Annotated in this window: 25 protein-coding genes; 14 read left to right on the top strand and 11 right to left on the bottom strand. The window is 62.7% G+C overall.

The window, feature by feature from the left end; translation table 11 throughout:
* Nucleotides 1–32 precede the first annotated feature (32 nt).
* Complete coding sequence (locus H6851_14835) at nt 33–1010, top strand: asparaginase (GenBank protein ID MCB9944882.1); 978 nt, start codon at nt 33–35, stop codon at nt 1008–1010.
* Nucleotides 1011–1082: 72 nt separating this feature from the next.
* Complete coding sequence (locus H6851_14830; protein MCB9944881.1) at nt 1083–2285, top strand: multidrug effflux MFS transporter; 1203 nt, start codon at nt 1083–1085, stop codon at nt 2283–2285.
* Between the two features lie 23 nt (nt 2286–2308).
* Here the strand turns inward: H6851_14830 and H6851_14825 are convergent, their stop codons facing one another.
* The 7 genes from H6851_14825 to ubiE all read right to left on the bottom strand — a co-directional run bounded on the left by H6851_14825 (nt 2309) and on the right by ubiE (nt 9212).
* A complete protein-coding gene (locus tag H6851_14825; protein ID MCB9944880.1) occupies nt 2309–3148 on the bottom strand; it encodes an alpha/beta hydrolase in 840 nt (279 codons plus the stop codon).
* 101 nt (nt 3149–3249) lie between these two features.
* Complete coding sequence (locus tag H6851_14820) at nt 3250–4200, bottom strand: DMT family transporter (GenBank protein ID MCB9944879.1); 951 nt, start codon at nt 4198–4200, stop codon at nt 3250–3252.
* 335 nt (nt 4201–4535) lie between these two features.
* Entirely contained in the window at nt 4536–4988 is a 453-nt protein-coding gene (locus H6851_14815) for an Rrf2 family transcriptional regulator (GenBank protein ID MCB9944878.1), read from the bottom strand.
* Between the two features lie 4 nt (nt 4989–4992).
* Entirely contained in the window at nt 4993–5496 is a 504-nt protein-coding gene (gene dut, locus H6851_14810; GenBank protein MCB9944877.1) for a dUTP diphosphatase, read from the bottom strand.
* Nucleotides 5493–6794, bottom strand: a complete 1302-nt coding sequence (gene coaBC, locus H6851_14805) for a bifunctional phosphopantothenoylcysteine decarboxylase/phosphopantothenate--cysteine ligase CoaBC (protein ID MCB9944876.1) — start codon at nt 6792–6794, stop codon at nt 5493–5495. Before coaBC ends, dut begins: the two co-directional genes overlap by 4 nt.
* A gap of 36 nt (nt 6795–6830) precedes the next feature.
* Nucleotides 6831–8330 (bottom strand): 2-polyprenylphenol 6-hydroxylase, encoded by a 1500-nt coding sequence (gene ubiB / locus H6851_14800; protein ID MCB9944875.1) that lies wholly within the window; start codon nt 8328–8330, stop codon nt 6831–6833.
* Nucleotides 8331–8393: 63 nt separating this feature from the next.
* Nucleotides 8394–9212, bottom strand: coding sequence for a bifunctional demethylmenaquinone methyltransferase/2-methoxy-6-polyprenyl-1,4-benzoquinol methylase UbiE (gene ubiE, locus H6851_14795; protein ID MCB9944874.1), 819 nt, complete (start codon nt 9210–9212; stop codon nt 8394–8396).
* 98 nt (nt 9213–9310) lie between these two features.
* On the opposite strand from ubiE, the gene mutM reads away from it, so the two are divergent.
* From mutM to H6851_14750, 9 genes are all read left to right on the top strand, one after another.
* Complete coding sequence (mutM, locus tag H6851_14790) at nt 9311–10126, top strand: bifunctional DNA-formamidopyrimidine glycosylase/DNA-(apurinic or apyrimidinic site) lyase (GenBank protein MCB9944873.1); 816 nt, start codon at nt 9311–9313, stop codon at nt 10124–10126.
* A 201-nt stretch (nt 10127–10327) separates the two neighbouring features.
* Complete coding sequence (locus H6851_14785; GenBank protein ID MCB9944872.1) at nt 10328–11101, top strand: enoyl-CoA hydratase; 774 nt, start codon at nt 10328–10330, stop codon at nt 11099–11101.
* 135 nt (nt 11102–11236) lie between these two features.
* The gene (gene rpsT, locus H6851_14780; protein ID MCB9944871.1) at nt 11237–11512 is read left to right on the top strand and encodes a 30S ribosomal protein S20; all 276 of its coding nucleotides are present in this window, start codon (nt 11237–11239) and stop codon (nt 11510–11512) included.
* A gap of 484 nt (nt 11513–11996) precedes the next feature.
* Nucleotides 11997–13478, top strand: a complete 1482-nt coding sequence (dnaA, locus tag H6851_14775; GenBank protein ID MCB9944870.1) for a chromosomal replication initiator protein DnaA — start codon at nt 11997–11999, stop codon at nt 13476–13478.
* A gap of 260 nt (nt 13479–13738) precedes the next feature.
* On the top strand, nt 13739–14872 hold the full coding sequence (locus H6851_14770) for a DNA polymerase III subunit beta (GenBank protein MCB9944869.1): 1134 nt from the start codon (nt 13739–13741) through the stop codon (nt 14870–14872).
* Nucleotides 14872–16029: a DNA replication/repair protein RecF gene (gene recF / locus H6851_14765; protein ID MCB9944868.1), complete on the top strand. Its 1158-nt coding sequence runs from the start codon at nt 14872–14874 to the stop codon at nt 16027–16029. Before H6851_14770 ends, recF begins: the two co-directional genes overlap by 1 nt.
* Entirely contained in the window at nt 16022–18460 is a 2439-nt protein-coding gene (gene gyrB, locus H6851_14760; GenBank protein ID MCB9944867.1) for a DNA topoisomerase (ATP-hydrolyzing) subunit B, read from the top strand. The genes recF and gyrB overlap by 8 nt, the downstream gene beginning before the upstream one ends.
* 109 nt (nt 18461–18569) lie before the next feature.
* Entirely contained in the window at nt 18570–18800 is a 231-nt protein-coding gene (locus tag H6851_14755; protein ID MCB9944866.1) for a hypothetical protein, read from the top strand.
* Between the two features lie 138 nt (nt 18801–18938).
* The gene (locus tag H6851_14750) at nt 18939–19661 is read left to right on the top strand and encodes a GNAT family N-acetyltransferase (GenBank protein ID MCB9944865.1); all 723 of its coding nucleotides are present in this window, start codon (nt 18939–18941) and stop codon (nt 19659–19661) included.
* 9 nt (nt 19662–19670) lie between these two features.
* Here the strand turns inward: H6851_14750 and H6851_14745 are convergent, their stop codons facing one another.
* On the bottom strand, nt 19671–20087 hold the full coding sequence (locus H6851_14745) for an OsmC family protein (protein MCB9944864.1): 417 nt from the start codon (nt 20085–20087) through the stop codon (nt 19671–19673).
* Nucleotides 20088–20226: 139 nt separating this feature from the next.
* Nucleotides 20227–20523, bottom strand: coding sequence for a hypothetical protein (locus H6851_14740; protein ID MCB9944863.1), 297 nt, complete (start codon nt 20521–20523; stop codon nt 20227–20229).
* Nucleotides 20524–20691: 168 nt separating this feature from the next.
* Between H6851_14740 and tnpA the strand changes: the two genes are divergently transcribed.
* The gene (gene tnpA, locus H6851_14735; GenBank protein MCB9944862.1) at nt 20692–21123 is read left to right on the top strand and encodes an IS200/IS605 family transposase; all 432 of its coding nucleotides are present in this window, start codon (nt 20692–20694) and stop codon (nt 21121–21123) included.
* A gap of 211 nt (nt 21124–21334) precedes the next feature.
* Nucleotides 21335–21970 (top strand): DNA-3-methyladenine glycosylase I, encoded by a 636-nt coding sequence (locus H6851_14730; GenBank protein MCB9944861.1) that lies wholly within the window; start codon nt 21335–21337, stop codon nt 21968–21970.
* A gap of 45 nt (nt 21971–22015) precedes the next feature.
* Here the strand turns inward: H6851_14730 and H6851_14725 are convergent, their stop codons facing one another.
* Nucleotides 22016–22894, bottom strand: coding sequence for a MurR/RpiR family transcriptional regulator (locus H6851_14725; protein MCB9944860.1), 879 nt, complete (start codon nt 22892–22894; stop codon nt 22016–22018).
* A gap of 374 nt (nt 22895–23268) precedes the next feature.
* On the opposite strand from H6851_14725, the gene H6851_14720 reads away from it, so the two are divergent.
* Nucleotides 23269–24057, top strand: a complete 789-nt coding sequence (locus H6851_14720) for a helix-turn-helix transcriptional regulator (protein ID MCB9944859.1) — start codon at nt 23269–23271, stop codon at nt 24055–24057.
* Nucleotides 24058–24097: 40 nt separating this feature from the next.
* Here the strand turns inward: H6851_14720 and der are convergent, their stop codons facing one another.
* Entirely contained in the window at nt 24098–25465 is a 1368-nt protein-coding gene (gene der, locus H6851_14715) for a ribosome biogenesis GTPase Der (protein ID MCB9944858.1), read from the bottom strand.
* Between the last annotated feature and the right edge of the window lie 88 nt (nt 25466–25553).

Below are 25553 nucleotides of genomic sequence, written 5' to 3'. Positions count from 1 at the left end.
GATGGCATGCCGAAGCCCGGAACGGGGCGCAGGTGAGCCTGCCGCTCGTCCGGGTTCTGGCCATGGGGGGCACGATCGCCTCCATTGGCGGTCCGGGAGCCGGCGTGCGGCCCGGCCTCGGCGCGGCCGAACTGGTCGAGGCGGTTCCGCAGCTGACCGATGTCGCGCGCATCGAGGCCGAGCAGTTCCGCCAGATGGCCAGTCCGCACATGACATTGGCCGACGTCGTCGCCCTTGCCCGCGAAATCCTTGCCGAGCCCGTGCCGACCGTTGTCACTCACGGCACCGATACCATCGAGGAGACGGCCTTCGCATTGGAACTGCTGATAGGTGAGGTTGGTCCCGTCGTGGTGACGGGTGCCATGCGCAACCCGACCCTGCCCGGCGCGGATGGTCCCGCCAACGTGCTGGCGGCAGTGCAGACCGCGATCGACAGGCAGGCCAGCGGTCGTGGTGTGATGGTGGTGTTGAATGATGAAATTCACACTGCACGACATGTGATAAAAGGCAATACCGCACTCGCCTCGACATTCATCTCGCCGCAATCCGGGCGTATCGGTCAGGTTGTCGAAGGCCGCCCGCACTGGTTCGCCAGCCTGCCGCCCTTGCCGGTGCTGACGATCGGCGACGATGGCCCGCCGGGTCCGGAGCTTCCCTGGGTGCCGCTGTGGACCGTGGCGCTGGGCGATGACGGACGATTGCTGGAACGCGCAGCCGACGACATCGACGGGCTGGTGGTGGCCGGGATGGGTGGAGGACATGTGCCACCCGCGTCCATTCCTGTTTTGGAGAAAATCGCTAAAAGGGTACCGGTCGTGCTGGCGAGCCGCACCGGCAGCGGTGCCGTGCTGGAGCGGACCTACGGCTATGCAGGTGCGGAGTTCGACCTGCTCGGGATCGGCGCGATACCGGCCGGATGGCTCGCGCCGCTCAAGGCCCGGGTGCTGCTGATGCTGGCCCTGGCGGCCGGGCGACGCGACATCCCCGCAATATTCGCCCCCTTCCGCTGATCGGGGATCTGTCGACATGCCATCCGGACAAGGTCTCTCGACGCCCGACCGATGCGGTGATATCCGGGGCCGATGCGAATAAAACCGCTTGGCCAGAAAGAATTCATCGCCCTGTTCGCGCTGGTCACGTCGATGACCGCACTCAGCATAGACACGATGCTGCCGGCTCTCGATACGATCGGTCGCGACCTTGGCGTGAGCGATCCCCGCGACGTTCAGTACATCATCTCGCTGCTCGTGCTCGGCATGATGGCCGGAGAGCTGTTCTTCGGCTCGCTGGCCGATGCTCTGGGGCGCAAGAAGGCGCTGATGGTCGGCCTGCTGATCTACGGTGCCGGCACAATCATGACGCTCGCGGCACAGTCGATGACCATGCTCCTGGTCGGCCGGGTGGTCCAGGGGATCGGGGTAGCCGGTCCCAAGATCGCGTCGAGGGCACTGCTGCGCGACCAGTTCGAGGGGGATGCGCTGGCGCGGATCAGCTCGATCATCTTCATGATCTTCATCCTCGTGCCGATGGTCGCTCCCCTTGTCGGCATGTTGCTGGTCAATTTGTGGCACTGGCGCGCCATCTTCCTCGTCTTCCTGCTGCTGGCGATCATCAATGGACTGTGGCTCGGCCTGCGCCAGCCGGAGACGCTGCCCCCCGAACGGCGCATCGCCCTCCAATGGAACGTTCAGCTGGCCAACATCCTCTCGATCATGAAAATCAAGTCCGTGGTGGCGCTGACCCTCGCGCTGGGGTGTGTCTTCGGCACGATGCTGTCCTATATCTCGACCGCGCCCGCGATATTTCACGACATCTACGGCATCACCGACCTGTTTCCGCTTTACTTCGCCATGCTGGCGGGCGGCATCGGCGTCTCGTCCTTCCTGAACGCGCATGTCGTTCGCCGCTTTGGCGCCACCCGCATGGCCCTGGGCGCCCTGATCGCGGCAACGGCACTCTCCGCCATGGGCATGCTGGGTGTGGTCCATGGCGGCGGCGTGCTGCCATTCCCCCTCTTCATGGCGCTGTTCTTCTCGCTGTTCTTCTGCCTTGGCGCACTCTTCGGCAATCTGAGCGCCATCGCCATGCAACCGCTCGGGAACATGGCCGGGATCGGCGCCTCCTTCATTTCGGCGTTTTCGTCCCTGACATCCGCATTGATCGCCATGCTGTCCGGCCGCTTCTACGACGGCACCCTCTTCGCGATCACGATCTGCATGTTGCTGGCTTTTTCAACGGCTCTGACACTGTTCTTCTATTCGAGAAAGGTCAAAGTACATTCCTGACGCCGGCCATGTGTTCCTCGCGCTCAAAGGTCGAGAAAGCGGCGGATGCAGGCGATCTGGTCATCGGCCATGAGGGCCGGAGCGTGGCCCACGCCGGCAAAGGTCGCGATGTCAACCCGTGGACCGCGCCCGGCCATCTCCCGCGCCGTATCCTCCAGCAACAGGACGCTGTCGGCACCGCGGAGCAGCAATGCGGGACAGCGGATCGAATCGTACTGGGACCAGACGTCGATATCGGCCATCGCCGCCTCGGCAAAGGGCTGGCGGATCTCGGGATCGTAATGCAGGCGGAAGACAGCGCCATCGGCGCGGGCGCTGTGGACAGCGAGATGGTGCCACTGTTCGTCGGTCAGCGGGCCGAAGGACGCATGAATGAACCGCAGATGCTGCTCGACCGCATCGATCGAGGGAAAGCTGAGATCGAGGCCGAGATAGTCGCGGATCATCTCCAGCGCCTTTTTCGGCACGAACGGGCCGATATCGTTGAGAACCAGCGACCGGAAGGGATGCTGGCCGAGTCCGGCGACGGCCATGGCGATCAATCCCCCCATGGAGGTGCCGATCCAGTCGACCGGACCCAGCCGTTCCCTTTCGAGAAACCCGAGGATGTGGCGGGCGTAGATGGGGACGTCATAGCCGGACTTGTCGTCCAGCCACGAGCTGCGGCCGCGGCCGGCGACATCGAGCGCGATCACCCTGGCCTTCGTCGACAACGCCTGTGCGAGCATGTCGAAATCGTGGGCATTGCGGGTGAGGCCATGGACGCACAGGACCGTTCGGCTGGATGACGGATCGCCATATTCGAGCCAGCCGAGCCTTACCGGGAATTCATCGTCCTCGATCTGCGTTTCCCGCTCGCGCATGCCATGTTCTCCCTTCGGCGACCTTCATGGATCGTAGCAGTGATTGGGCGGCATGCCGAGTGCCCAGCGGACAGACCCGGAAAATGGCGGTGACGGGAAACTCAGTCGCGGGGAGCGATCCGGGCGGCACGGGCCGTGACCTCGCCACGGCCGCCACCCAGCGTGACCGGTTTCGAACGAACCGTCTCGCGCCAGACGATGAACATGCCGCTGCCGATGACGATCGCCAGACCGATGAGCAGGTGCAGCGTGGGCTGGTCGCCGAAGAGCATCATGCCGAAGATCACTGCCCAGATCATTTGCGTATACTGGAACGGTGCGATGAGCGCTGCCGGAGTTTCACGCGTGGCCATCACCAGACCTGCCTGTCCCGAGCCGAACAGGAGACCGGCCAGGGCAAGCGTGCCGAGTTCGTGCCATGTCGGCGTGATCCAGTCCTGAAAGGCGAGGGGTGCCGATGACAGGCCCACGGCCAGGATGAGCGAGCCGAGGATCGAGGCGCTCTTCTCGCGTCCCCCCAGCTTGCGCAGGATGAGGAAGGAGCACGAACCGCACAACGTGGCCATGGCCACCATGAGATGGCCCATACCCAGCGCCTCGAAGTTCGGGTCGAGCATGACCATGACGCCGGCAAAGCCGACGAGCGTGGCACTCCAGCGGCGCCAGCCGACATCCTCGCGCAGGATCAGCGCCGAAAATGCCGTGATGATCATCGGCGATGCGAACAGGATGGCATAGGCCTCGGCCAGGGGAAGCATCGAGAATGCATTCCAGGCCAGATGGCAGCATATGGCGGTCAGGATCGCACGCGCCAGGACAAGCCCGCGGTTTCTGGGGAGCATGGCGCGCAGGCCGCCCTGTCCGCGTGTCAGCAACAGCACGGGCGGCAATGCGAAGACGGCCATCATCAGGGCGACCTGGAAGACCGAGAAGCGCGAACTGGACAGCTTGATGATGGCATCCGCCGTCGAAAACGCGGCATAGGCTGCAATCGCGAAGCCAATTCCACGAGCCACCGGAGCGCTCGACGAGATACCGTGTGCAGCTGCCATATACGCGGCCCATCATCCATGTTGGAGATGAACACCTTATAGATCGGTTGGCAGGGAAAGAGACAGGATCGTTTGCTGAATCAGCCATGCAAAATTAGGGGAGCCGGCTTTAACAGCGTGTTGACGAAATGCTGATAGCCGCGGCTGTCGGCATTTCGTCAACACGCTGTTAACCTTTGCATTTCATTTCGATTTCGGGGCGCGCCGATTGCGGCGGAAAGGTGTAGGATTAAATACAAATATATTGTGTGAATATAAGATGCAAATCAAATTTTGGAAGAGGTATTCTCACAAATGAGAATTTATTGATTTGTAAAACTTTACATCGTGGTCGGTCAGATGCTGAAATCCATTCCTCTGGGCTTGTCGCCATTGACGTCGAGACTTTCCGCACGGCGACAAAGGTCTTCGATGGTAATGGTCGATAGCTTGGCGACGAACTCCCGTTCGATACCGGCCCAGAAGGGAGTCATGACCCGCTGGCCCAGTTCGGACTGCGAGGTGGGCACACTGTTGTCGTCGTCCTCGACGCGTTCGACGACAGCGACAACGTCGGCGATGGTGATGCGCCGTCGTTCCCGTGCAAGCCGGTAACCGCCGCGCGGACCCCGTACACCCTTGAGAATGCCAGCGCGGACGAGCTGCTGCATGACCTGTTCGAGATATCTTCGGGGCAGATCCATCCGCTGCCCGATATCGAGGCTCTGGACGGGTTCGAGAGTTGCCTGGCAGGCGATGTCGACAACAGCCTCGAGCGCCAGTGCCAGTTTCTTGCTCGGCCTTAACATACTGCTAGTTTTCCTTTGGTTGCGGGGGAGAATCAGACAAGCCCTGGCTGATTCCGGTGGAGCCGAACCCACCGGAGCCACGCTTGCTTTCATTGGCACCGACGGCTTCTTCCAGCCAGACGGGTGCACAAACCGGTGCGATGACCATCTGGGCAATTCTCATGCCGCGCTTCACGGTAAACGCGGCCTCTCCCAGATTGATCAGGACAACTCTTATCTCCCCGCGGTAGTCGCTGTCGACCGTTCCGGGGCTGTTGAGAACCGTAATGCCATTTTTGAGCGCCAGTCCGGAACGCGGACGGACCTGCGCCTCGTAGCCGGAGGGCAGGGCAATGCGCAATCCTGTCGGTATCAGGCAGCGCATTCCGGGTTCGATGACGATATCCGCATCCGGCCCGGTCGCGGCCAGCAGGTCGACCCCGGCAGCTCCGGAAGTCGCCGCTGCCGGCAGGGGCAGGTCCGCGGCGTTGGCCAGCCGCTCGACGGAAACCTGAACAAGCGGGCTCATGCTATCGCGCTCCCCTCCGTTGATGGCCTGCCGCAATAGATCGCGATCTCGCCGGCAATGTCCTGAACCAGCCGGCGGGCCAGTTCGAGTTTGTCCATGTCGGCCCAGAGTTCGGCCCGACTGTCGGCCCGGATCAACATCACCTGATTGCGGGAACCGCCGAACACCCTGCTGCCGACGCCCACGTCGTTCATCAGAATCCAGTCGCATCCCTTGCGTTCCAGCTTGGCCCGGGCATGCGCCTCGTGATGTTCGGTCTCGGCGGCAAATCCCACCACCAGCGCCGGTCTTCGGTGCGGATGTTGCGACAGGGTGCGCAGGATGTCGGGATTTTCCACCATCGTCAGGGATGGCGGGCCGGATCCATCCTTCTTCATCTTCTGGTCGCCGGCATGGGCGGGCCGCCAGTCGGCGACGGCCGCGGCACACACGGCGATATCCGCCGGAAGAGCCTCTTCAACGGCTGCCAGCATGTCCGAGGCGGAGATCACATGACGGACGGTGACATTGCGCGGATCGGGAATATGAACCGGTCCGCTCACCAGCGTCACCCTCGCACCGGCTTCGGCCAGCGCCGCGGCAATCGCATGGCCCTGGCGACCCGACGAGTGGTTGGCGATGTAACGCACCGGATCGATCGCCTCATGGGTCGGGCCGCTTGTCACGATTGCATGATAACCCGCAAGCGGCTGCCCCGACGGACGCAGCAGCCGTTCGATGGCATCGAGAATATCCGGCGGTTCGGCCATGCGGCCGGATCCGGTCTCGCCGCACGCCATGTCGCCGGGATCGGGACCGACCTGCCGGATGCCATCGGCGCCCAGTTGCCGCAGGTTGCGCTGCGTGGCCGGATGATTCCACATGGCGGGATTCATGGCCGGAGCGACGAGCACGGGCTTGTCGGTGGCAAGCAGGACGGCCGTGGCGAGATCGTCGGCCTGGCCGGTGGCCATCCTTGCGATGATATCGGCGGTGGCCGGGGCGACAACGAGGATATCGTTTTCCCGCGACAGCCGGATATGGCCCATTTCCGCCTCGTCGGTCAGCGAGAACAGGTCGTCATAGACCCTGTTGCCGCTGAGGGCGGCCAGTGACAGCGGAGCGACGAACCGGCTCGCCGCCCGGGTCATGATGCAGGTGAATGCCATGCCCCGTTCGCGTCCCCGACGGATCAGTTCCGGAATCTTGAAGGCGGCGATACCGCCGCTGACGATCAATCCGATATTCACGAAAACGGTCTTTCGATGATGCGAATGTCCGGGCCGCCCGGATTCGGATCGGGCTGTCCGGGAGGTCATTCAGGCGAGGCTGCCGGAATTATAGCCTCCCGGTCACTATTTGATAAGCAACCCGATGATCAATCCTATCGTCCCGGCCAGGGCCCATTTCCACGCCTCGCCGGCAGGGCGGGAAGGTGGCCCCCGGTCCTCCATCCGTTCCAGCGCACGATCCAGCCGTTGCATCATGGAGGGAAGGTTCCGGGCCAGCTTCATGCCATCCCGGGCGATGTTCTCGAGTTGGGCCTGCGGACCGAGATGGCGCCGGATCCAGTCCTCGACAAGCGGATGGGCGAGCTCCCACATGTTGACGCGGGGATTGAGATATCGGCCCACCCCCTCGGCCACGACCATGGTCTTTTGCAGCAAAAGCAGTTGCGGCTGGGTCTGCATGTCGAACTGTTCGGCGATGGCGAGAACCTGGCCCAGCACCCGGCCGAACGAGATATCGCTCAGGGGCTTGTCGAGTATGGGCTCGCCGATCGCCCTGCAGGCCTGGGTGAAGGACAGGCGATCCTGCGTGTCGGGAAGAAATCCCGCATCGAAGAATACATCCGATACGGAAGCGTAATCGCGGCGCAGGAAACCGACCAATATTGCCGCCAGATGGCGACGGGTGGCGAGATCCACCCGTCCCATGATGCCGAAATCCAGCGCGACGATCACGCCGTGTTCGTCGATCAGCATGTTGCCCGGATGCATGTCGCCGTGGAAGAAGCCGTCGCGGAAGACCTGGTTGAAGAACACGGCGGCCGCGCGTTCGAGGATGGCATCGGGATGCAGCCCTGCTTCCACCAGCTTTTCCGGCTCGTCCACCCGCAATCCGCGCACCCGCTCGAAGGTCGCCACCCGCCGGGCCGTCCGCTGCCAGTCCACCGCCGGAACCCGGAAACCCTGATCGTGGATGCAGTTCTCGTGCAGTTCGGCCGCCGCGGCCGCTTCCAGCCGCAGATCCAGTTCACGGCGTGTGGAGGCGGCGAAGATCTGGACGGCTTCGAGGATGCGATAACGGCGGAACTGGTTCTGCAGCCGTTCGACCAGTGCGGCCGTCCACAAGAGCAGGTCGAGGTCGCGCTCGATGGCCTGTTCGATGCCGGGCCGGAGGATCTTGACGGCAACCTCGGTTCCTTCGCTGGTGCGGGCCAGATGAACCTGGGCTATCGAGGCGGCTGCAACCGGCGTGTCGTCGAATTCCAGGAACAGGCTGTCGAGCGGCGCCTCCATCTCCCTTTCCACCGTCGCCCGGGCCATGGCCGGGGGAAAGGATGGCAGGCGGTCCTGCAGGCTCGCCAGATCGCGGGCGATCGGATCTCCGATGAGATCGGCGCGCGTGGCAAGGCTCTGCCCGAACTTGATGAAACACGGCCCCAATTGCTGCAGCGACCGCGCCAGCCTTTCGCCCGGGCGCCCGGTGGCCTTGCGGTTGATGAGGGGCGATGTCAGTTTCAGCAGCGGCGCTGCCGCGGGGATCATCTCCAGCGGGAACAGGGCGTCGTTGCGGGCGAGAATCCGGGCGATCCTGGTCAATCGCAGGAGATTGCGAATGCTGCGCAGCATCAGTCCGGCCGTTTTGCCATGCTCACGGATGCCGATATGCGCATGTCACTCCGGAGCGGCCGGTCAAAGGCGCCAGCCCGAATGAAGCGCGGCAACGCCGCCGGACAGGTTGCGAACGCGGACCTGATCGAAGCCGGTGTCCCTGAACAGCTGGGCGAAGGTCTCCTGATCGGGAAAACGTCGGATGCTCTCGGCGAGATAGCGGTAGCTGTCGGCGTCCCGGGCGATCAGCTTGCCCATGAGCGGCAGCAGGTCGTGGCTGTAACGGTTGTACAGTCCTTCGAATGCGGAAAGCTGCAACCTGGAGAATTCGAGGCAGATGAAGCGCCCGCCCGGCTTCAGAACCCGGCGGATCTCCGCCAGCGCCCGGTCGATGCGGGTCACGTTGCGGATCCCGAAGGCCATGGTGCAGGCGTCGATGCAGGCCGCGGGAAGGGGCAGCGACTGGGCATCGCCGGTGATCCAGTCGATGCCGGAGTGCCATCCGCTGTCCAGCGAGCGGTCACGGCCGACACCGAGCATGGCGACGTTGATGTCGATCAGCGTCACCCGGGCCTTGCCGTCCACGCGGTCGAGCAACCGCTGGGCGATGTCGCCGGTGCCGCCTGCCAGGTCGAGGTAATGACGGCCGGGACGCGGAGCCAGCCAGTCGAGCATCGCCTCCTTCCACAACCGGTGGATGCCGAAGCTCATCACGTCGTTCATGATGTCGTACTTGCCGGCGACGCTGTCGAACACCGCGCGGACCCTGCCGGACTTGGCTCCGGGATCGACGTCCTGATAGCCGAACGATGTGGCGAGGCGATCCACCGCCGCGCGGCCGGATGCTGACGACCCCACCGCGGATGGAGCGGAGGGCTCGTGGCGTGGGCGCGGGTTCATGGGACAGGCTCCGGCTTGCTCGATGTTGCCGGCTCCTTCTATGTCACCCGCGCGGCGCCAGCAAGGTGCGGCGATGCCGCGCCGAGGGGAAGGGACCCATGCCCGAACTGCCTGAAGTCGAAACCACCATGCGGGCCATGCGCGGCAGGCTCGATGGCCGGCACATCGAACATGTCGAGCAGCACCGCCCGGACCTTCGCTTCCCGTTGCCGCCCATGCTGCCCGAGCGCCTTGCCGGGCGGCGGATTGTCGCCTTCGGCCGCAGGGCCAAGTATATCCTCGTTCACCTGGACGGCGGCAGCACGCTGCTCCTGCACCTGGGAATGTCGGGACGGCTGCTCTTCGACGGCGAGCCGCGCGGACGACACGAGCATCTGACCTTTCATTTCGAGGGAGGTACGATATTGCGCTTCGTCGATCCGCGGCGTTTCGGCATGCTCGACCTGGTGGATACGGAAGAGCTGCCGGATCATCGCTGGCTTCGTCATCTCGGGCTCGAACCGCTCGACGCGGCTTTCGATGCCGCAGCGTTGCGAACACGCCTCGCAGGGCGGCAGCAGGCGGTGAAGACGGCCATCATGGACCAGCGGCTGGTTGTTGGCGTGGGCAACATCTATGCCAGCGAGAGCCTGTTCCGGGCAGCAATCCTGCCCACCCGTCCCGCGGCGTCGATCGGTCCGGGGCGGGCCGGCCGGCTGGCGCGTTCGATCCGGGAGGTTCTCCAGGAGGCGATCGTCGCCGGAGGATCATCGTTGCGCGACTATGTCAGTGCCGATGGCGAACTCGGCAATTTCCAGTCGTTCTTCCGGGTCTATGGCCGCGACGACCTGCCCTGCCGGAACTGTGGCGAGCCGGTGCGCCGGATGGTCCAGGGTGGACGCGCGACGTTTTTCTGCAATCGATGTCAACGGTGACGGGAAGGTTGCCCGGCGGTGATGTTCCTCGACGGAGAATGGCCTGTCGGCAGTCCCGCCGGCAAAAAGAGGCTGGACGTTCGCCTCGACCTTGGTGTTTAACCCGCCTCGTTTTGCAGTGCATTGCAAAAGCGCGTGCACTTCGTGCGGTTGATTGACGGGATATTTGATCGACCGCAAAGTTGGCTTTGGGGGATTCTTATGGCCTATGAGACCATTCTCGTCGAGAAACGTGAAGCCGTCGGCCTGATCACGATCAACCGGCCGAAGTCGCTGAATGCGCTCAATGCGCTGCTCTTCCGCGAACTCGAGCGGGCGCTCTCGGCCTTTGACGCCGACGAGGAAGTGGCGGCCGTCGTCCTGACAGGCTCGGAGAAGGCTTTTGCCGCCGGCGCCGATATCAAGGAGATGGCGGATCTCGACTTCTCGCAGGCTTACAACACGGACTACATTGCCAACTGGCAGAATGTCACCCGTCATCGAAAGCCGATCATCGCCGCCGTAGCGGGTTATGCGCTGGGCGGCGGCTGCGAGCTGGCGATGATGTGCGACATCGTGCTCGCTGCCGAAAATGCCCGTTTCGGACAGCCGGAAATCAATCTCGGGATCATTCCCGGTGCCGGCGGAACCCAGCGCCTGATCCGGGAGATCGGCAAGAGCAAGGCGATGGAGATGATCCTGACGGGACGGATGATGAGTGCCGAGGAAGCCGAGAAGGCCAACCTGGTCGCCCGCGTCGTGCCGCTGGAAAACCTGCTCGACGAGGCGTTGAAGATCGGCAACGAGATCGCCCAGAAATCGCAGCCCATCGTGGCCATGGCCAAGGAGGCCGTGAACGTGGCCTACGAGACGTCGCTCGCCGAAGGCATCCGCTTCGAGCGCAGGGCCTTCTATGCGACATTTGCAACCGATGACCGAAGCGAGGGCATGGCCGCCTTCACCGAAAAGCGGAGCGCGAAGTTCGACCACCGCTAGCCGGCGGCGGACCGACGCGAATAAAACCAGGGAATGCCGGGTCGCATGGCCGATGGTCGTCGGCGATGCTCCGGGCGATTGACGTGCAGGGGTTCCGGCGCTATATGCCGGGCCTTCGAAACGAAGAGGAATGAAGTGGCTCATCATCAATCAGCGAAGAAGCGCATTCGTCAGACGGTCAAGCGCACGCTTGTGAACCGTAGCCGCATGAATCGTATCCGGACCTTCGTCCGCAAGGTCGAGGACGCCATTGCCAGCGGGAATGGCGAGGAGGCCCGTACGGCTTTCCAGGCGGCGGAACCGGAAATCATGCGTGGTGTTTCCAAGGGTGTCCTGCACCGTAACACCGCGGCCCGTCGCGTTTCGCGGCTGGCTCGGCGCGTCAGTGCATTGAACGCACCGGCAAGCTGATATCTTTCGAATTACATCGGTGATCGGGTAAACGCCGCGACTTCAGGTCGCGGTGCGCGTTTGTGCGTGACTTGAAGGTAGAACAAGCTTAAATCAACCGTCGCGTGATAACGTGCGTTCCCTTTTCGATCCTCTTGCCTTTGCCGAACGCCCGCCTTACCCTTCACGAATAAGCCTGAAGGCGGGCTGGTCGCGGTTTTTGACTTGCGAAGACTTGAGGTTGTAAAGAAGAAAAGCCGTAGGGCTGGGCAGAATTAGTTTGAAGTGCAATGTCGCTTCAAGTGGTGCCCTGCGGCAGCTCCAGTGCAGTTGTCATGTTTCCGCAAAGAAACCATGACGGGAGATCCCGGTCTGCTATCGGGTTTTCGCGTTTGCGGCGACGAAAGTCGGTTAGGGCGTGCGTCTTTGGCGGCATGCCGGCCTCCAGCTTGTGCAAGGGCGGTAATTTGTGCGGAGCAGGATCACAGTGGCATCTGAGGCGCGGATGGTCGTCCCCCGAGCGAACGACATAAACCAGCAATGGATCCGGGTCAGGGAGCTGTTGTTGTCGGAGGTCGGCGAGACCGCCTACAACACCTGGCTCAAGCCGCTCCAGCTCGTCGAGATCGAGGCCGGCAGGGCAGTCATGAGCGTGCCCACCCAGTTCATGCGTGACTGGGTTGTATCCAACTACGCTGATCGCATCCGTTCCCTGTGGCATGGGATCAATCCCGCCATCCGCTCGATTGCGCTGTCCGTGCGGCCGGTTGCCGCGCCGTCTCCCTCGCTGCCTCGCGGCCGTGCCGTGATGGAGGAGCCTGCCCGTGGACCTTCTCTGCCGGGCGAAGGGCACAGCAGGCGGGATGGGTATCAGGATGAGGATGATGACGAGACGCAGCTTTCCCCGTCGCGGGTGAGTCCGCCGGCGCATGGCATGATCGGCATGGCTCCCGAACTCGACGAGTTCACGGCCAGTCTCGATCCGCGCTTCACCTTCGAGGCGTTCGTGGTCGGCAAGCCCAACGAATTCGCGGTGGCGGCCGCCGAGCGCATCGCCGAGTCCCATACCCCGCCCTTCAACCCGCTGTTTCTCTATGGCGGTGTCGGGTTGGGCAAGACGCACCTGATGCATGCCATCGGCTGGCGCGCCAAGCAGGTCGATCCATCGCGACGGATCGTCTACCTTTCGGCCGAAAAGTTCATGTACCAGTTCGTCAGGGCGCTGAAGAGCAAGGATACGATGGGCTTCAAGGAGATGTTCCGTTCTGTCGACCTGTTGATGGTTGACGATGTGCAGTTCATTTCCGGCAAGGACAGTACCCAGGAAGAGTTCTTCCACACCTTCAACGCTCTGGTGGATCGCGGCCGCTCGATCGTCATTTCCGCGGATCGCAGTCCCTCGGACCTTTCCGGCCTCGAAGAGCGCATCCGTTCGCGCCTGGGATGGGGGCTGGTCGCCGATATCCACCCGACCACCTTCGAGCTGCGTCTGGGCATCCTCGAAGCCAAGGCCGAACAACTGGGCGCGGATGTCCGCAAGGATGTGCTCGATTTTCTCGCCAACCGGATCACCTCGAACGTCCGCGAACTCGAAGGGGCCCTCAACCGGATCGTGCATCAGGCCAGCCTTGTCGGCCGTCCGGTCTCGATCGAGATGGCGCAGGACGTGCTGCGTGACCTGCTGCGCTCGCATGAGCGGCGTGTCACCATCGAGGAGATCCAGCGCGCCGTTGTCGAGCATTACGGGATCCGGATGACCGACATGAGTTCGAGCCGCAGGGCCCGGGCGGTTGCCCGTCCACGGCAGGTGGCGATGTATCTGGCCAAGCAGCTCACCCCGCGTTCGCTGCCGGAGATCGGCAAGAAATTCGGCGGGCGGGATCATACGACCGTGATGCACGCCATTCGCCAGATCGAGAAGATCTGCCAGGAGGATCGTTCCCTTCTTGACGATGTCGAGCAGCTCAAGCGCCGCTTGCAGGTCTAGCAGCGTGTTGACGGGGCCGGCACTCCGCTGGCTGATATTTCGCAAATGTCTCCAATATCTGGATCATTTCGATCAAAACCTTGAAAAAAACGATCAACCTGTGTGTTCAAATCTGCTAGCTTCAGTTCCCGGTGGCGAGGCGGTGATCTTTGCTTCCGGTATGGGGGTGGCTCGCGGTTCGGCGGTGGTATTCCGGCCATTGGCGCGAATGGTGTGACAAACCCCTCTGGTGCCCACTACCACAGAGATCCGCACGGCCCATGAAGCTCAGCATCGAACGTGTCGCGCTCCTGAAATCGCTTGCTCATGTGCAGAACGTTGTCGAGCGCCGTTCGACAATTCCCATCCTCTCGAACGTCAAGCTGCGTGCGTCGGGTGACGGACTGATGCTTGCGGCGACCGACATGGACCTTTCGGTCGAGGCGCATCAGCCGGCCCGGATAGCCGAACCGGGCGAGACGACGGTTGCTGCCCATACCCTGTTCGACATCATTCGCAAGATGCCCGATGGAAGCGAGGTCACGCTCGAAGTCACGCCACCGCGCGAGGGCATGAGCGGCGTCGAGCTGTCCGTACGTGCGGGTCGATCGGTCTTCAACCTGCCTTGCCTGCCGGCGGACGAGTTTCCGGCGATGCCCGCCGACGATCTGGGGGTGCGCTTCGAGATTCCGGCCGCGGATCTGCGCAAACTGGTCGACAAGACCAAGTTCGCGGTCTCGACCGAGGAAACCCGCTACTATCTCAACGGCGTCCATGTCCATGCGCACAATGACGGGGCGACCAGCATGTTGCGTGGTGTCGCGACCGACGGGCACCGTCTGGCGCGGGTCGAGGTCGCGTTGCCGGCCGGAGCCGGGTCGATCCCGGCAATCATTATTCCCCGCAAGACCGTGGGCGAACTGCGCAAGCTGATCGAGGACCTCGACGGCCATGTGACGGTGGGGGTCTCGGACAAGCTTGTCCAGTTCCTGCTCGAAGGAGCCGTGCTCGTCTCGCGGCTCATCGAGGGAACATTCCCGGATTATGAGCGGGTCATCCCCTCCGGCAACGAGACGGTCGCCAGGCTCGAATCGAAGGGATTCGCCGATGCGGTCGATCGGGTGGCGACGATTTCCACCGAGCGGGCAAGGGCGGTCAAGCTCCACTTCCAGGACGGGCAGGTCACGCTTTCGGCGGTGAGCGCGGAGTCGGGTCGGGCAGTCGAGGAACTTGACGGATCGCTGGAGGGCAAGCCTCTGGAAATCGGTTTCAACGCCCGCTATGTGCTCGACATCCTCGGTGAGATCGAAGGGGACGAAGTGACCTTCGAGATGTCCAATCCCGCCGCCCCGACACTGGTGCGCGATCCGGCCGACGGCAGCACCCTGTATGTCCTCATGCCCATGCGTGTCTGATGTCGCCAGCCCTGCAAGCCGTGCCCGCCCGTAGCGGCTGCATGCCGTTTTCGGCGGTAAGCAGGTTGGTATTACGCGATTTCCGCAATTATCGGCAGGCTGAGCTCGCAACCGGGCCGGGGGTTGTCGTCCTGGATGGTGCGAATGGCGCCGGCAAGACCAATCTGCTTGAAGCCGTCTCGTTGCTGGCGCCCGGTCGGGGATTGAGGCGGGTGGCCCTGCCCGAGCTCGATCGCGACGGCGCGGGACCATTTGTCATCGATGCGGTTGTCGAGACGATCGACGGCCCGCTGGAAATTGTCACCGGCCGCGATCCGGCGAGCGAGCGGCGCTATGTGCGGCTGTTCGACCAGACGTTGCGGGGGCATGCACAGCTGGGCGGGTTCTTCGGCGTGTCGTGGCTGGTGCCCGCCATGGATCGCCTGCTGACCGATGCTGCCAGCAGCAGGCGGGGGTTTCTCGACCGGCTGGCGCTGGCCGTTCAACCCGATCATGCCTCGCGGGTCGGCGCTTATGAGCGGGCCATGCGCGAGCGGTCGGCGATATTGCGCGACGGACGCCGCGATGAGGCCTGGCTGCGGGTTCTCGAAACCCGCATGGCCGAGCCCGCGGTCGCCGTCGCAGCAGCGAGGCTCGAAGTCATCGCCGCCTTGAATGTCCATCTGCAATATCCGCTGTTCGATCTTCCGCGGGTCGGGTTGTCACCATCCGGCGAGGTCGAGGAATGGTTGCAGGACATGAGCGCCATCGACGCCGAGGAACGGCTCTGTGCCGTCCTGGCACAGTCGAGGGAGCGCGATGCGCTGGTCGGCGGCGCGCGGCACGGCGTTCACCGAAGCGACCTGGTGGTTCACGACCTGACCAGCGGCGAACCGGCCGGGCGGATATCGACGGGACGGCAGAAGGCCGTGCTGCTGTCGATCATTCTGGCCGAGGCGGTCCTGCGTCGCGAAAGGTCGGGAATGTCGCCCATCCTCCTGCTGGATGAGGTCGCGGCTCATCTCGATGCCAACCGGAGGGCAGCACTCTGCGAAGCCCTGTCGGGCCTCGGGGCCCAGGTCTGGCTTACCGGAACCGATCGGGCGTTGTTCGACACGCTGGCGGGCCGGGCACAGTTTTACCATGTCGACGAGGGACGATTGAGCGATCATGAGTGATCCGAACGAACCGACAGGGCAGGCAACTGATGCCGCCGAAGCCGTATACGACGCAACGTCGATCCAGGTACTCGAAGGACTGGAGGCGGTACGCTTGCGTCCGGGCATGTATATCGGCGACACCGACGACGGCTCGGGGCTGCACCACATGGTCTTCGAAGTGGTGGACAATGCCATCGACGAGGCATTGGCCGGCCATGCCAGCGAGGTCGGCGTCACGCTGAATGCCGACGGATCGTGCACGGTCACCGATAATGGCCGCGGCATTCCGGTGGGAATCCACGAGGGCGAGGGACGTTCTGCGGCGGAGGTCATCATGACCGTGCTGCACGCCGGCGGCAAGTTCAACCAGAATTCCTACAAGGTTTCCGGTGGTCTTCACGGGGTCGGCGTGTCGGTGGTGAACGCCTTGTCCGAATGGCTGGACCTGCGGATCTGGCGTGACGGATATGGCCACTATATCCGCTTCGAGAATGGTGGCGATCCGGTTGCACCGCTGGATCGTACGGGCCCTTCCGAGGGCAGGCGAGGCACCGAAATCACCTTCATGCCGTCCTCGATAACCTTCACCAGGACGGAATTTTCCTATTCCGTGCTGGAACACCGGTTGCGCGAACTGGCCTTCCTCAATTCGGGAGTGCGCATCATCCTGCGCGACCGCCGCCCCGAGGAGCCGCTGGAACAGGTGCTGCACTACGATGGCGGCCTGAAGGTGTTCGTCGAGTTTCTCGACCGCACCAAGACGGCGCTGATCAGCCCGCCCATCGTCATGATGGGGGAGAGTGACAGGCTGAGCGTCGAGTGCGCGCTACAGTGGAATGACGGCTATCACGAGACCTGCCTGTGTTTTACCAACAACATTCCCCAACGTGATGGCGGTACCCACCTGGCGGGTTTCCGCGCCGCCCTGACGCGGACCATCAACCGTTTCGCCGAGGAATCCGGAATCATCAAGCGCGACAAGGTCACGCTGACGGGCGATGACATGCGCGAAGGGTTGACCTGTGTCCTGTCGGTAAAGATGCCCGATCCGAAGTTTTCCTCGCAGACCAAGGACAAGCTGGTCAGTTCCGAAGTCACGCCGGTGGTGCAGGGACTGATCACCGACGCGATGGGCCGCTGGTTCGAGGAACATCCCCAGGAATCCCGGAAAATCTTCTCCAAGATCGTCGAGGCGGCAACGGCGCGCGAGGCCGCACGCAAGGCGCGCGAACTGACCCGGCGCAAGGGTGCGCTCGATATCGCCAACCTGCCCGGCAAGCTCGCGGACTGTCAGGAGCGCGACCCGGCGAAGGCCGAACTGTTCATCGTCGAGGGCGACAGCGCCGGTGGATCGGCCAAGCAGGGGCGGGACCGCTCCGTTCAGGCGATCCTTCCCCTGCGCGGGAAAATCCTCAATGTCGAACGGGCGCGTCTGGACAAGGTTCTCTCCAGTCAGGAAATCGGCACCCTGATCACGGCGCTGGGCACCGGCATCCGCGATGATTTCGACCTTGCCAAGCTGCGCTACCACAAGGTCATCATCATGACCGATGCCGATGTCGACGGCAGCCACATCCGCACGCTCCTGTTGACGTTCTTCTACCGTCATCTACCTCAGGTTGTTGAAGGCGGTTATCTCTACATAGCCCAGCCTCCCCTGTACAAGGTCAAGCGGGGACAGAAGGAGCGCTATCTCAAGGACGATGAGGCGCTCGAAAATCACCTGATCGCGACCGGTATCGACGATGGCGTGCTGCGGATCGGCGAGACCCGCACCCTGGAGGGGGAGGAGCTGGCAGCGCTGATCGAGGAGGCCCGTGTCGCGCGCTCCATGGTGCTCAGCCTGTCGCGCCGCCATCCGAGCGAACTGGTCGAGGCTCTCGCACTCGCCGGCGGCTTCATCGAAGGAGCCATGAGCGACGAGGCGCCGGCGCTGGCCATGGGGCAGGAGGTCGCGCGAAGGTTGAGCGCACGGGGCCGGGGCGGCTGGCAGGTCCACGCATCCGACGAGGGGGAGCTGGTTTTCCATCATCAGCTTGGAGAACGGCGCGTCCGCCATCGTCTCGAACCGGCTCTGGCACGAACGGTCGAGGCCCGCAAGCTGGCCGAGGCCCTGCACAAGCTGGACGGCCTGTTCGACCAGGAGTGCATCCTTGCGCGCAAGGACCAGGAAATTCGCGTGGACGGCCCGGTTTCACTGGTGGAAAGCGTGTTGCAACTGGGACGCAAGGGGCTCTCGATCCAGCGCTACAAGGGGCTGGGCGAGATGAATCCCGACCAGCTATGGGAAACCACGCTCGATCCGGAGATCCGCTCGCTCATCCAGGTGCGCGTCGAACATGCCGATCAGGCGGACGACATCTTCACCACGCTGATGGGCGACCTCGTCGAGCCACGTCGCGAATTCATCCAGGAGAATGCGCTCAAGGTGGTGAATCTCGACATTTGAAGCCCTTGCGTCTTCATAAGCGTTCGTGATCGAAACGATCAAGACTATTCGTTTCCGTTTTGGATGTCGCCGGGACATCATGCCTTCCACCCAAGAAGGAGTGATGGTGATGTCGACATTAACCAAAACGGGAGCGAAGGCGCTCGACGACATTCGCAGCCACGGCGATATCCGTGCCGGCCGGAGCCCGATGCTTGGCTGGTTCGTCGCGGCGATCCTGGCGGTCCTGGTTCTGGCCATCCTCGCCCATGACCGCTTCGGGCCGCTGACCCTCAAGGATGGCGGCGGCGTGGCGCTCGAATGGCATGGCAACAGCGCCGGCCCGGCCGATCGCCCCTGATCCGTTGCCTGATATCGCCTTGCTTGCGGGACCGCCGGACCCTCACGGATCGGGCGGTCCTCTGGCTTTCATCTTCATTTGGATACCTTCAAATTCGGAAAATGGAACTGGTGAAGGGATCGATTCCGGCTAGCTTCGATGGCCTCATGTCCAGAGACGGGGAGAGGTGGCTTGACGACGATCCGTGTTCCGGTGGCCTGGCCATCGCGCGATATCCACGAAGGCGTGCGCGTCCGGCTCGAACCGTTGATGGTCTCGCGCCACGCACGCGACCTGTTCGAGGCGGGTCGCGAGGGTGAGGCGGCGCCGCACATCTGGGACTATCTGCCCTATGGTCCCTTTGCCGATCTGGCAGCCATGACCGATTGGCTGGAAAACTGCGCATGTTCGGCCGATCCGATGTTCTTTGCCATCATCGACAAGCTCGACGGCCGCGCCTGCGGCATGTGCTCCTGGTTGCGGATCACTCCCGCGCACGCGGTCATCGAGATCGGGCACATCTGGTTCGCCCGGCGTCTGCAAAGGACCGCCGCCGCCACCGAAGCCCTGTTCCTGCTCTTCACCGAGGCGATGGACGGGCTGGGCTACCGGCGCATCGAATGGAAATGCAACGCTGCCAACGAAGGCAGCCGGCAGGCGGCCCTGCGTTTCGGTTTCACCTTCGAGGGGGTCTTCCGCCAGCACCTGGTGGTCAAGGGTCGCAATCGCGACACGGCCTGGTTCTCGATCATCGACAGCGAATGGCCCGAACGCCGGGAAGCCTTCCGCCAATGGCTCGACGCCGGCAATTTCGATGAGAACGGCCGCCAGCGGCAGCCGCTTTCGTCGTTCATGCCGAAGCCGGGGTCGCCCTCCGGCTGATCGCCGCCGTCAGGCCGCGACGACCTCGAACGTATGGGTCACGGTTGCCGTCTTGCCGAGCATCGCTGTCGCCGAACAGTATTTCTCCGCCGAAAGCTGGACTGCCCGCTCGACGACCGTCTCCTTCAGCCCGTTGCCGGTGACGATGAAGTGGAGGTGAAGGGTGGTGAATACCCGGGGAGGTTCCGCGGCCCGTTCCGCCTCCAGCTTCACTTCGCAATCGGTGACGTCCTGACGGGACTTCCTGAGAATCTCGATCACGTCGAACGCCGAGCAACCGCCTGCGCCCAGCAGGACGAATTCCATCGGGCTCGGACCGAGGTTCTCGCCACCGGCTTCCTTCGGACCGTCGATGACCAGCGAATGACCGCTCTGCGAGGTAGCGACAAAGCTGCGCCCCTCGACCCACTTGACCCGACCTTGCATGATGCTGTTCCCGCCTTGCTGGCTATCCGTTGATGACACCTGCTTAGAACCTTTTGCGGTCAGGCGGAACTCCTCGAACGGAAAAGCGTGCCGATTCGGGGAGTTGGAGCGGTAGACCGGTCCAGCCTGACGGGGAACACTAACGGATGACTTCAATCCGGCTGTTGTCCGCGCCGGACGAGGACAGCGCGGCCTGGCCGAGAATGACGGCGGCCTTCTCGCCACCGCAGACAATGGCGGTGAGCCGCTGCTCCACTTCGTTCAGGGCGCGGAAATAGGCGCCGACGGCGATGTCACAGGTCGCGGCCAGTGTTGCCCGTGCCTGCATGTCATTCATGTTCCGTCGTTTTTCCATGGCCGCCGTACCGATGACGCCGACATCGTTGCAACCGGCGAGTATGGCGATGCCGACACCGAGGACGAGGAACTTGCGCATGTTGATCTCCGAAACAAAAGAAGGATTCGACAATGTATGATATTATTCCTAAACTAAAATAGGAGATCCCCCGGCTATGCCGGGGCGGCAGCCCGAGTTTGACGTTTCCGGCAGTCCATCGCCGGGTTTCTTTCGTTTGCCACCACGCATACGGAAGGAACGTCAGCGATGGACACGTATCAGAGCCTAAGTCACAGCGTTTGGGACTGCAAATATCATGTCGTCTTTATCCCGAAATGCCGACGCAAGACGCTGTATACAGGCCTGCGCCCACATCTCGGCGCGGTTTTTCGACAGCTAGCCAAACAAAAGGAGAGCAAGGTCATAGAAGGTCATCTGCTACCGGATCACGTCCACATGATGCTCGCCATTCCCCCCAAATATGCTGTCTCCAATGTCGTCGGCTTCATCAAAGGGAAGAGCGCCATTCACTTAGCCCGTGTTTATGGCGAACGCCGACGCAATTTCGTTGGCCAACATTTCTGGGCAAGAGGATATTTTGTCAGCACGGTCGGGCGAGACGAAACGGTCATCCGCGACTACATTCGCAATCAGGAGAAGGAAGATCGCCGGCTCGATCAACTCGCGCTGTTACCCTGAACATGCCGCCTTCAGGCGGCGAACAGATTGCGGCCGCGCAGCGCCGCAAACCGCCGCTTTGAGCGGCTCTCAACCAAAGCCCCCGGCTCTGCCGGGGGATATTTACTATGGGATTTCAAGTAAATTTTATGCCTCCTTGTGGGGGAATATCGATGTCGTCATTCCGTCAGTGGACTGGTAAGCCACAGTCAGCGTAGGGATGGGAGAACGGATGATGGTGCTGGAAGACGGACTGATCGCGGGGAAAGACGGCAGGATTCGCTGCTGGTGGCCGGGGAGCGACCCCTTTTATGTGGCCTATCATGACGACGAGTGGGGAAGGCCCGTGACTGATGACCGTCGCCTGTTCGAGAAAATATGCCTGGAGGGGTTTCAGGCAGGGCTCTCGTGGATCACGATCCTGCGCAAGCGGGAGAATTTCCGTTCGGCCTTCCATGGTTTCGATATCGGGGCAGTAAGCCGGATGGGGCCTGCGGATGTCGAAAGGCTGCTGCAGGACACGGGGATCGTCCGCCATGGTGGCAAGATCCGCTCGGTCATCAACAACGCCCAGAGGGCGATGGAACTGAAGCGCGAGTTCGGTTCGCTGGCGCATTACTTCTGGCAACGGGAACCGGCGCCGGCGGAACGCCCCGCCAGGATGGACCTTGCCGCGGCGAAGGCCCTTGCGAGAAGCCGGCAGTCGATCGAGATTTCGAAGGATCTCAAGAAACGCGGCTGGAGCTTTGTCGGGCCCACCACCGTCTACGCATTCATGCAGGCCATGGGGCTGGTCAACGATCACCTTGAGGGATGCTGCATCCGGGAGACCTGCGAAGCGGCGCGCAGCGAATTGTCGCGGCCGTAAGGCGGACCCGGCCAGACCCGACATGGGGATCGTTGCGGTCCCGCTTCAGTCGCCGATGGGCATGGGCCCGCCGTCGCCGGTAAGGGGGACCAGCGACGTACGCACCCGGCGCAGCGTTTCCTTGGTATATTCCGGCCTTTGCCGGGCTGCCGTGGTCGCGATCACGTCGACCACGGCCAGATGGACGATGCGCGAGGCCGTGGGCTTGTAGATATCGGCATGCTCGGGAACGTCGATGCCGATGACGATGTCGCACTTGGCGGCCAGAGGCGAATCGGTGCGGGTGAGGGCCATGGTCTGCGCGCCATACTGGCGGGCAATGGTCACGGCAGCCTGAAGCGACTCCGGTATGCCGGTGGCGGAGATGACGAAGACGAGGTCGTTGGGCTGGAGCGTGGAGGCCACCATGCGCTGGCTGTATTCGTCGAGATAGGCGTTGACGATGATGCCGAGACGGAAGAGCCGGTTGACCACCTCCTGGGCGACGACGGACGAACTCCCGCCGGTTCCGAAGACGACGATGCGGCGTGCATTGGCGATCGCCGTGGCGCTTTTCGCAATGATCTCCTCGGTGAGCCGGCTGCGGGCGAGACTCAATCCCTCGATGATGACACCGAAGACATGATCGACCATGGCGCTGGATTCGACGGCCGAATCGCGCGGTTCATCGATATATTGCATGCCGACCGCGACGCTGCGGGCCAGCCAGATCTGGAAATCGCGGAAACCGTCGCAACCGAGCGTCTGGCAGAACCTGTTGACGGTGGCAACAGACACATCGGCCGCCTCGGCGATCTCGCTCTGCCGCATGAAGGTCGCGCGGTCCAGGTTGAGCTTGATGAAGTCGGCGACGCGCTGCTCGCGCTTGTTGAACGTGCCGTCGAGTTTCCGGAGATTGAGAAGGACGTCGATGACATCGTTCATGATGGCTGCACCTTTCTCTCTCCGACCGCTCCCGGGTGTCGGAAGGGGAGCGTGCGGAGGCAGGGTGTACAGGTCTGGCGTCGTCGTCATGGCCGGCTCCGAACGGGTAACCACCTTACCATCCATGTGGCAATCTTACCTGAAATGAAATTTAGTTACAAACGCTGAGATCAACCCGGGTACAGCATGTGATTACACCTGATTCAGGTCACTCGAACCAAGAAATAATGTTCTATTTGTTGATTACCTTACAAAAATTGTTATCATGTCACCATTCTCGCAGGTATGAATTTTCACGCGAGTGAGAATTTAAACTGCCTCTCAGCGTTCAAGGGGTTGAAGCTCGGGACAGATCGTCCCCAAGGAACGGGGTGATGATGAAAGACCGTACGAGCGAGATCAGAGAAGCACTGCAAAAGAACCTGTCTCGCTATGGTGTTGGTACCCAGTGGCCAAGTGAGGTCGTCAAGGAACTCGGGGTCAGCAAGAGCCAGCTCGACCGCTACATGGCGGGAGAGGGGCTGCCGTCTCTCAAGACGGTGGTCCGCATTGCCGATTTCCTCGGCGTCAGCGTCACGGAACTGCTCGATGGCGAGGATCTGACGATCAGGCATGCCACTGCGAAGCCGGATACCTACCGTCCGCGACCGATGGTCAATGAACTGGTCTTTGTCGACGGGTTCTATCTCGAAGTGTCACTGGTCCCCGGAACGACGGAAACGTTCCAGGTATCCATCGCATCCTTGCAGCGTGGCCTTTCCAACTCGATCTTCGAGCGCGCCACGGTCATCCGGGATCCGCTTCATCGCTCGCATTTCCAGCGTTATCGCGGGAACATGAGACCGACCGACAACGGGATTGCAATCCACTACCAGAATACCCGCATCGTGCAGGATTTCGGGCATGCGATCGTCAACCGGGCGGACATGATCAAGCATGACCTGATCGGCATCCGGCTCACGACCGAGAACTCCAAGGTGGGGTGCCCGTTTTCCGCACCAATCTACATGGCCTATGTCGGCGCCACATTGACGCCCAGCCTGTTTCGCGAATGTTGCGGCGTCTGGAGCCGGGATATCTTGCCTCCGAGAACGGTGCCGATGGTGGAGCGTCTTGACCGGGATGCCCGGTGCTCCCGCTCGACGCTGCGGATCATGCGCTGACGCTGCTGCGGATCATGCGCTTGGGCCGGGGACGCGGTCTTCAGCTTCTCGCATCGTGATAGGGATTTTCCTTGTGCCGGATCACGATGCGCACCTGCACGCCTTCGAGCTTGAAATGAGATGTGAAGCTCTTGGCCAGATAACGCAGATAGGATGCGGGAATGGCGTCGGACGGCTTGTTGGCGAAGATGGCGATGGTCGGTGGCCGGGTGCTGGCCTGCGTGGCGTAGCGCATCTTGATCTGCCGGTTCTGCGCGCGCGGAGGCGGGTTTTCGCCCAGGGCTGCCTCCAGCCAGCGATTGAGGCGGGCGGTGGTGATGCGGGTCGCCCAGCGGTCGCGTGTTTCGACGATGGTCGGCAGCAGCCGCTTGAGGCCCTGTCCGGTCTGCACGGAAAAGGTGGCGAATGGCAGGTCGGGCAATTGCGACATGCGGTGCTTGAGCCGATGACGGATTTCGGCCAGCGTCTCCTTGCCGTCCTCGACCAGGTCCCACTTGTTGACGCCGATCACCAGCGCACGTCCCTCGTCCAGGACGAGATTGGCGATGGTGGTATCCTGTTTTTCCAGTGCCTGCGTTGCATCCAGCATCAGCAGCACGACATGGGCCTCGCGGATGGCGCGAATGGTCGCCGAGGCGGAAAGCTGCTCGATCTTCTCGTCGATCCGGGCCTTGCGGCGAAGGCCCGCGGTATCGACAAGCTGGATGGTCCGTCCCCGCCACTGCCACGGGCTGGTGATGGAGTCCCGGGTGAGCCCCGGCTCAGGCCCGGTAAGCTGTCGCTCCTCACCGAGCAGGCGGTTGACGAGCGAGGATTTCCCGGTGTTGGGCCGGCCGACGATGGCAAGCCGGAGCGGTTCGTCCTCGCCGTCCCCTTCACCGGTAGCAGGGGCATCGGTTTCTCGTGCCGCCATGGCCTCGACATGCGGGCGCAGGATATCGGCCAGATCGCCCAGGCCCAGGCCATGTTCGGCCGACAGGTTCAGGGGTTCGCCGAGACCCAGCCTCCAGGCATCGAACGCCTCGCCTTCGGCCAGCCGGCCCTCGCATTTGTTGGCGATGAGGACGACCGGCTTGGTCTGACGCCGAAGAAGCGTGGCGATGTCTTCATCGAGCGCGGTGACACCGGCTCGCGCATCGACCAGGAACAGGGCCAGATCGGCCTTGTCGAGAGCTGCGAGGCCCAGGGCGACGAGGCGGTCGCTCAGCGGACCGTCCAGACCCACTTCCAGACCCGCCGTGTCGACGATCCGGAAATTCAGGTCGAACAGCTGTGCCTCACCTTCGATCCGGTCACGGGTGAGGCCCGGCGTATCGTGAACCAGGGCACGGCGGCTGCCGGTGAGCCGGTTGAACAAGGTCGACTTGCCGACATTGGGGCGGCCCAGAATGGCGATCTTGAGAGGCATGCGGTCGCAATCCAGCGATCTTCCCCCGTTCGCGAACTTCATCGGAACGGACGGGGAAGGGGTTCGGGTGACGGGGGCAAAACCTTCG

Source organism: Geminicoccaceae bacterium (assembly GCA_020638465.1).
Taxonomy (GTDB): domain Bacteria; phylum Pseudomonadota; class Alphaproteobacteria; order Geminicoccales; family Geminicoccaceae; genus JAGREO01.
This window is presented reverse-complemented; position numbering and strand designations above follow the sequence as displayed.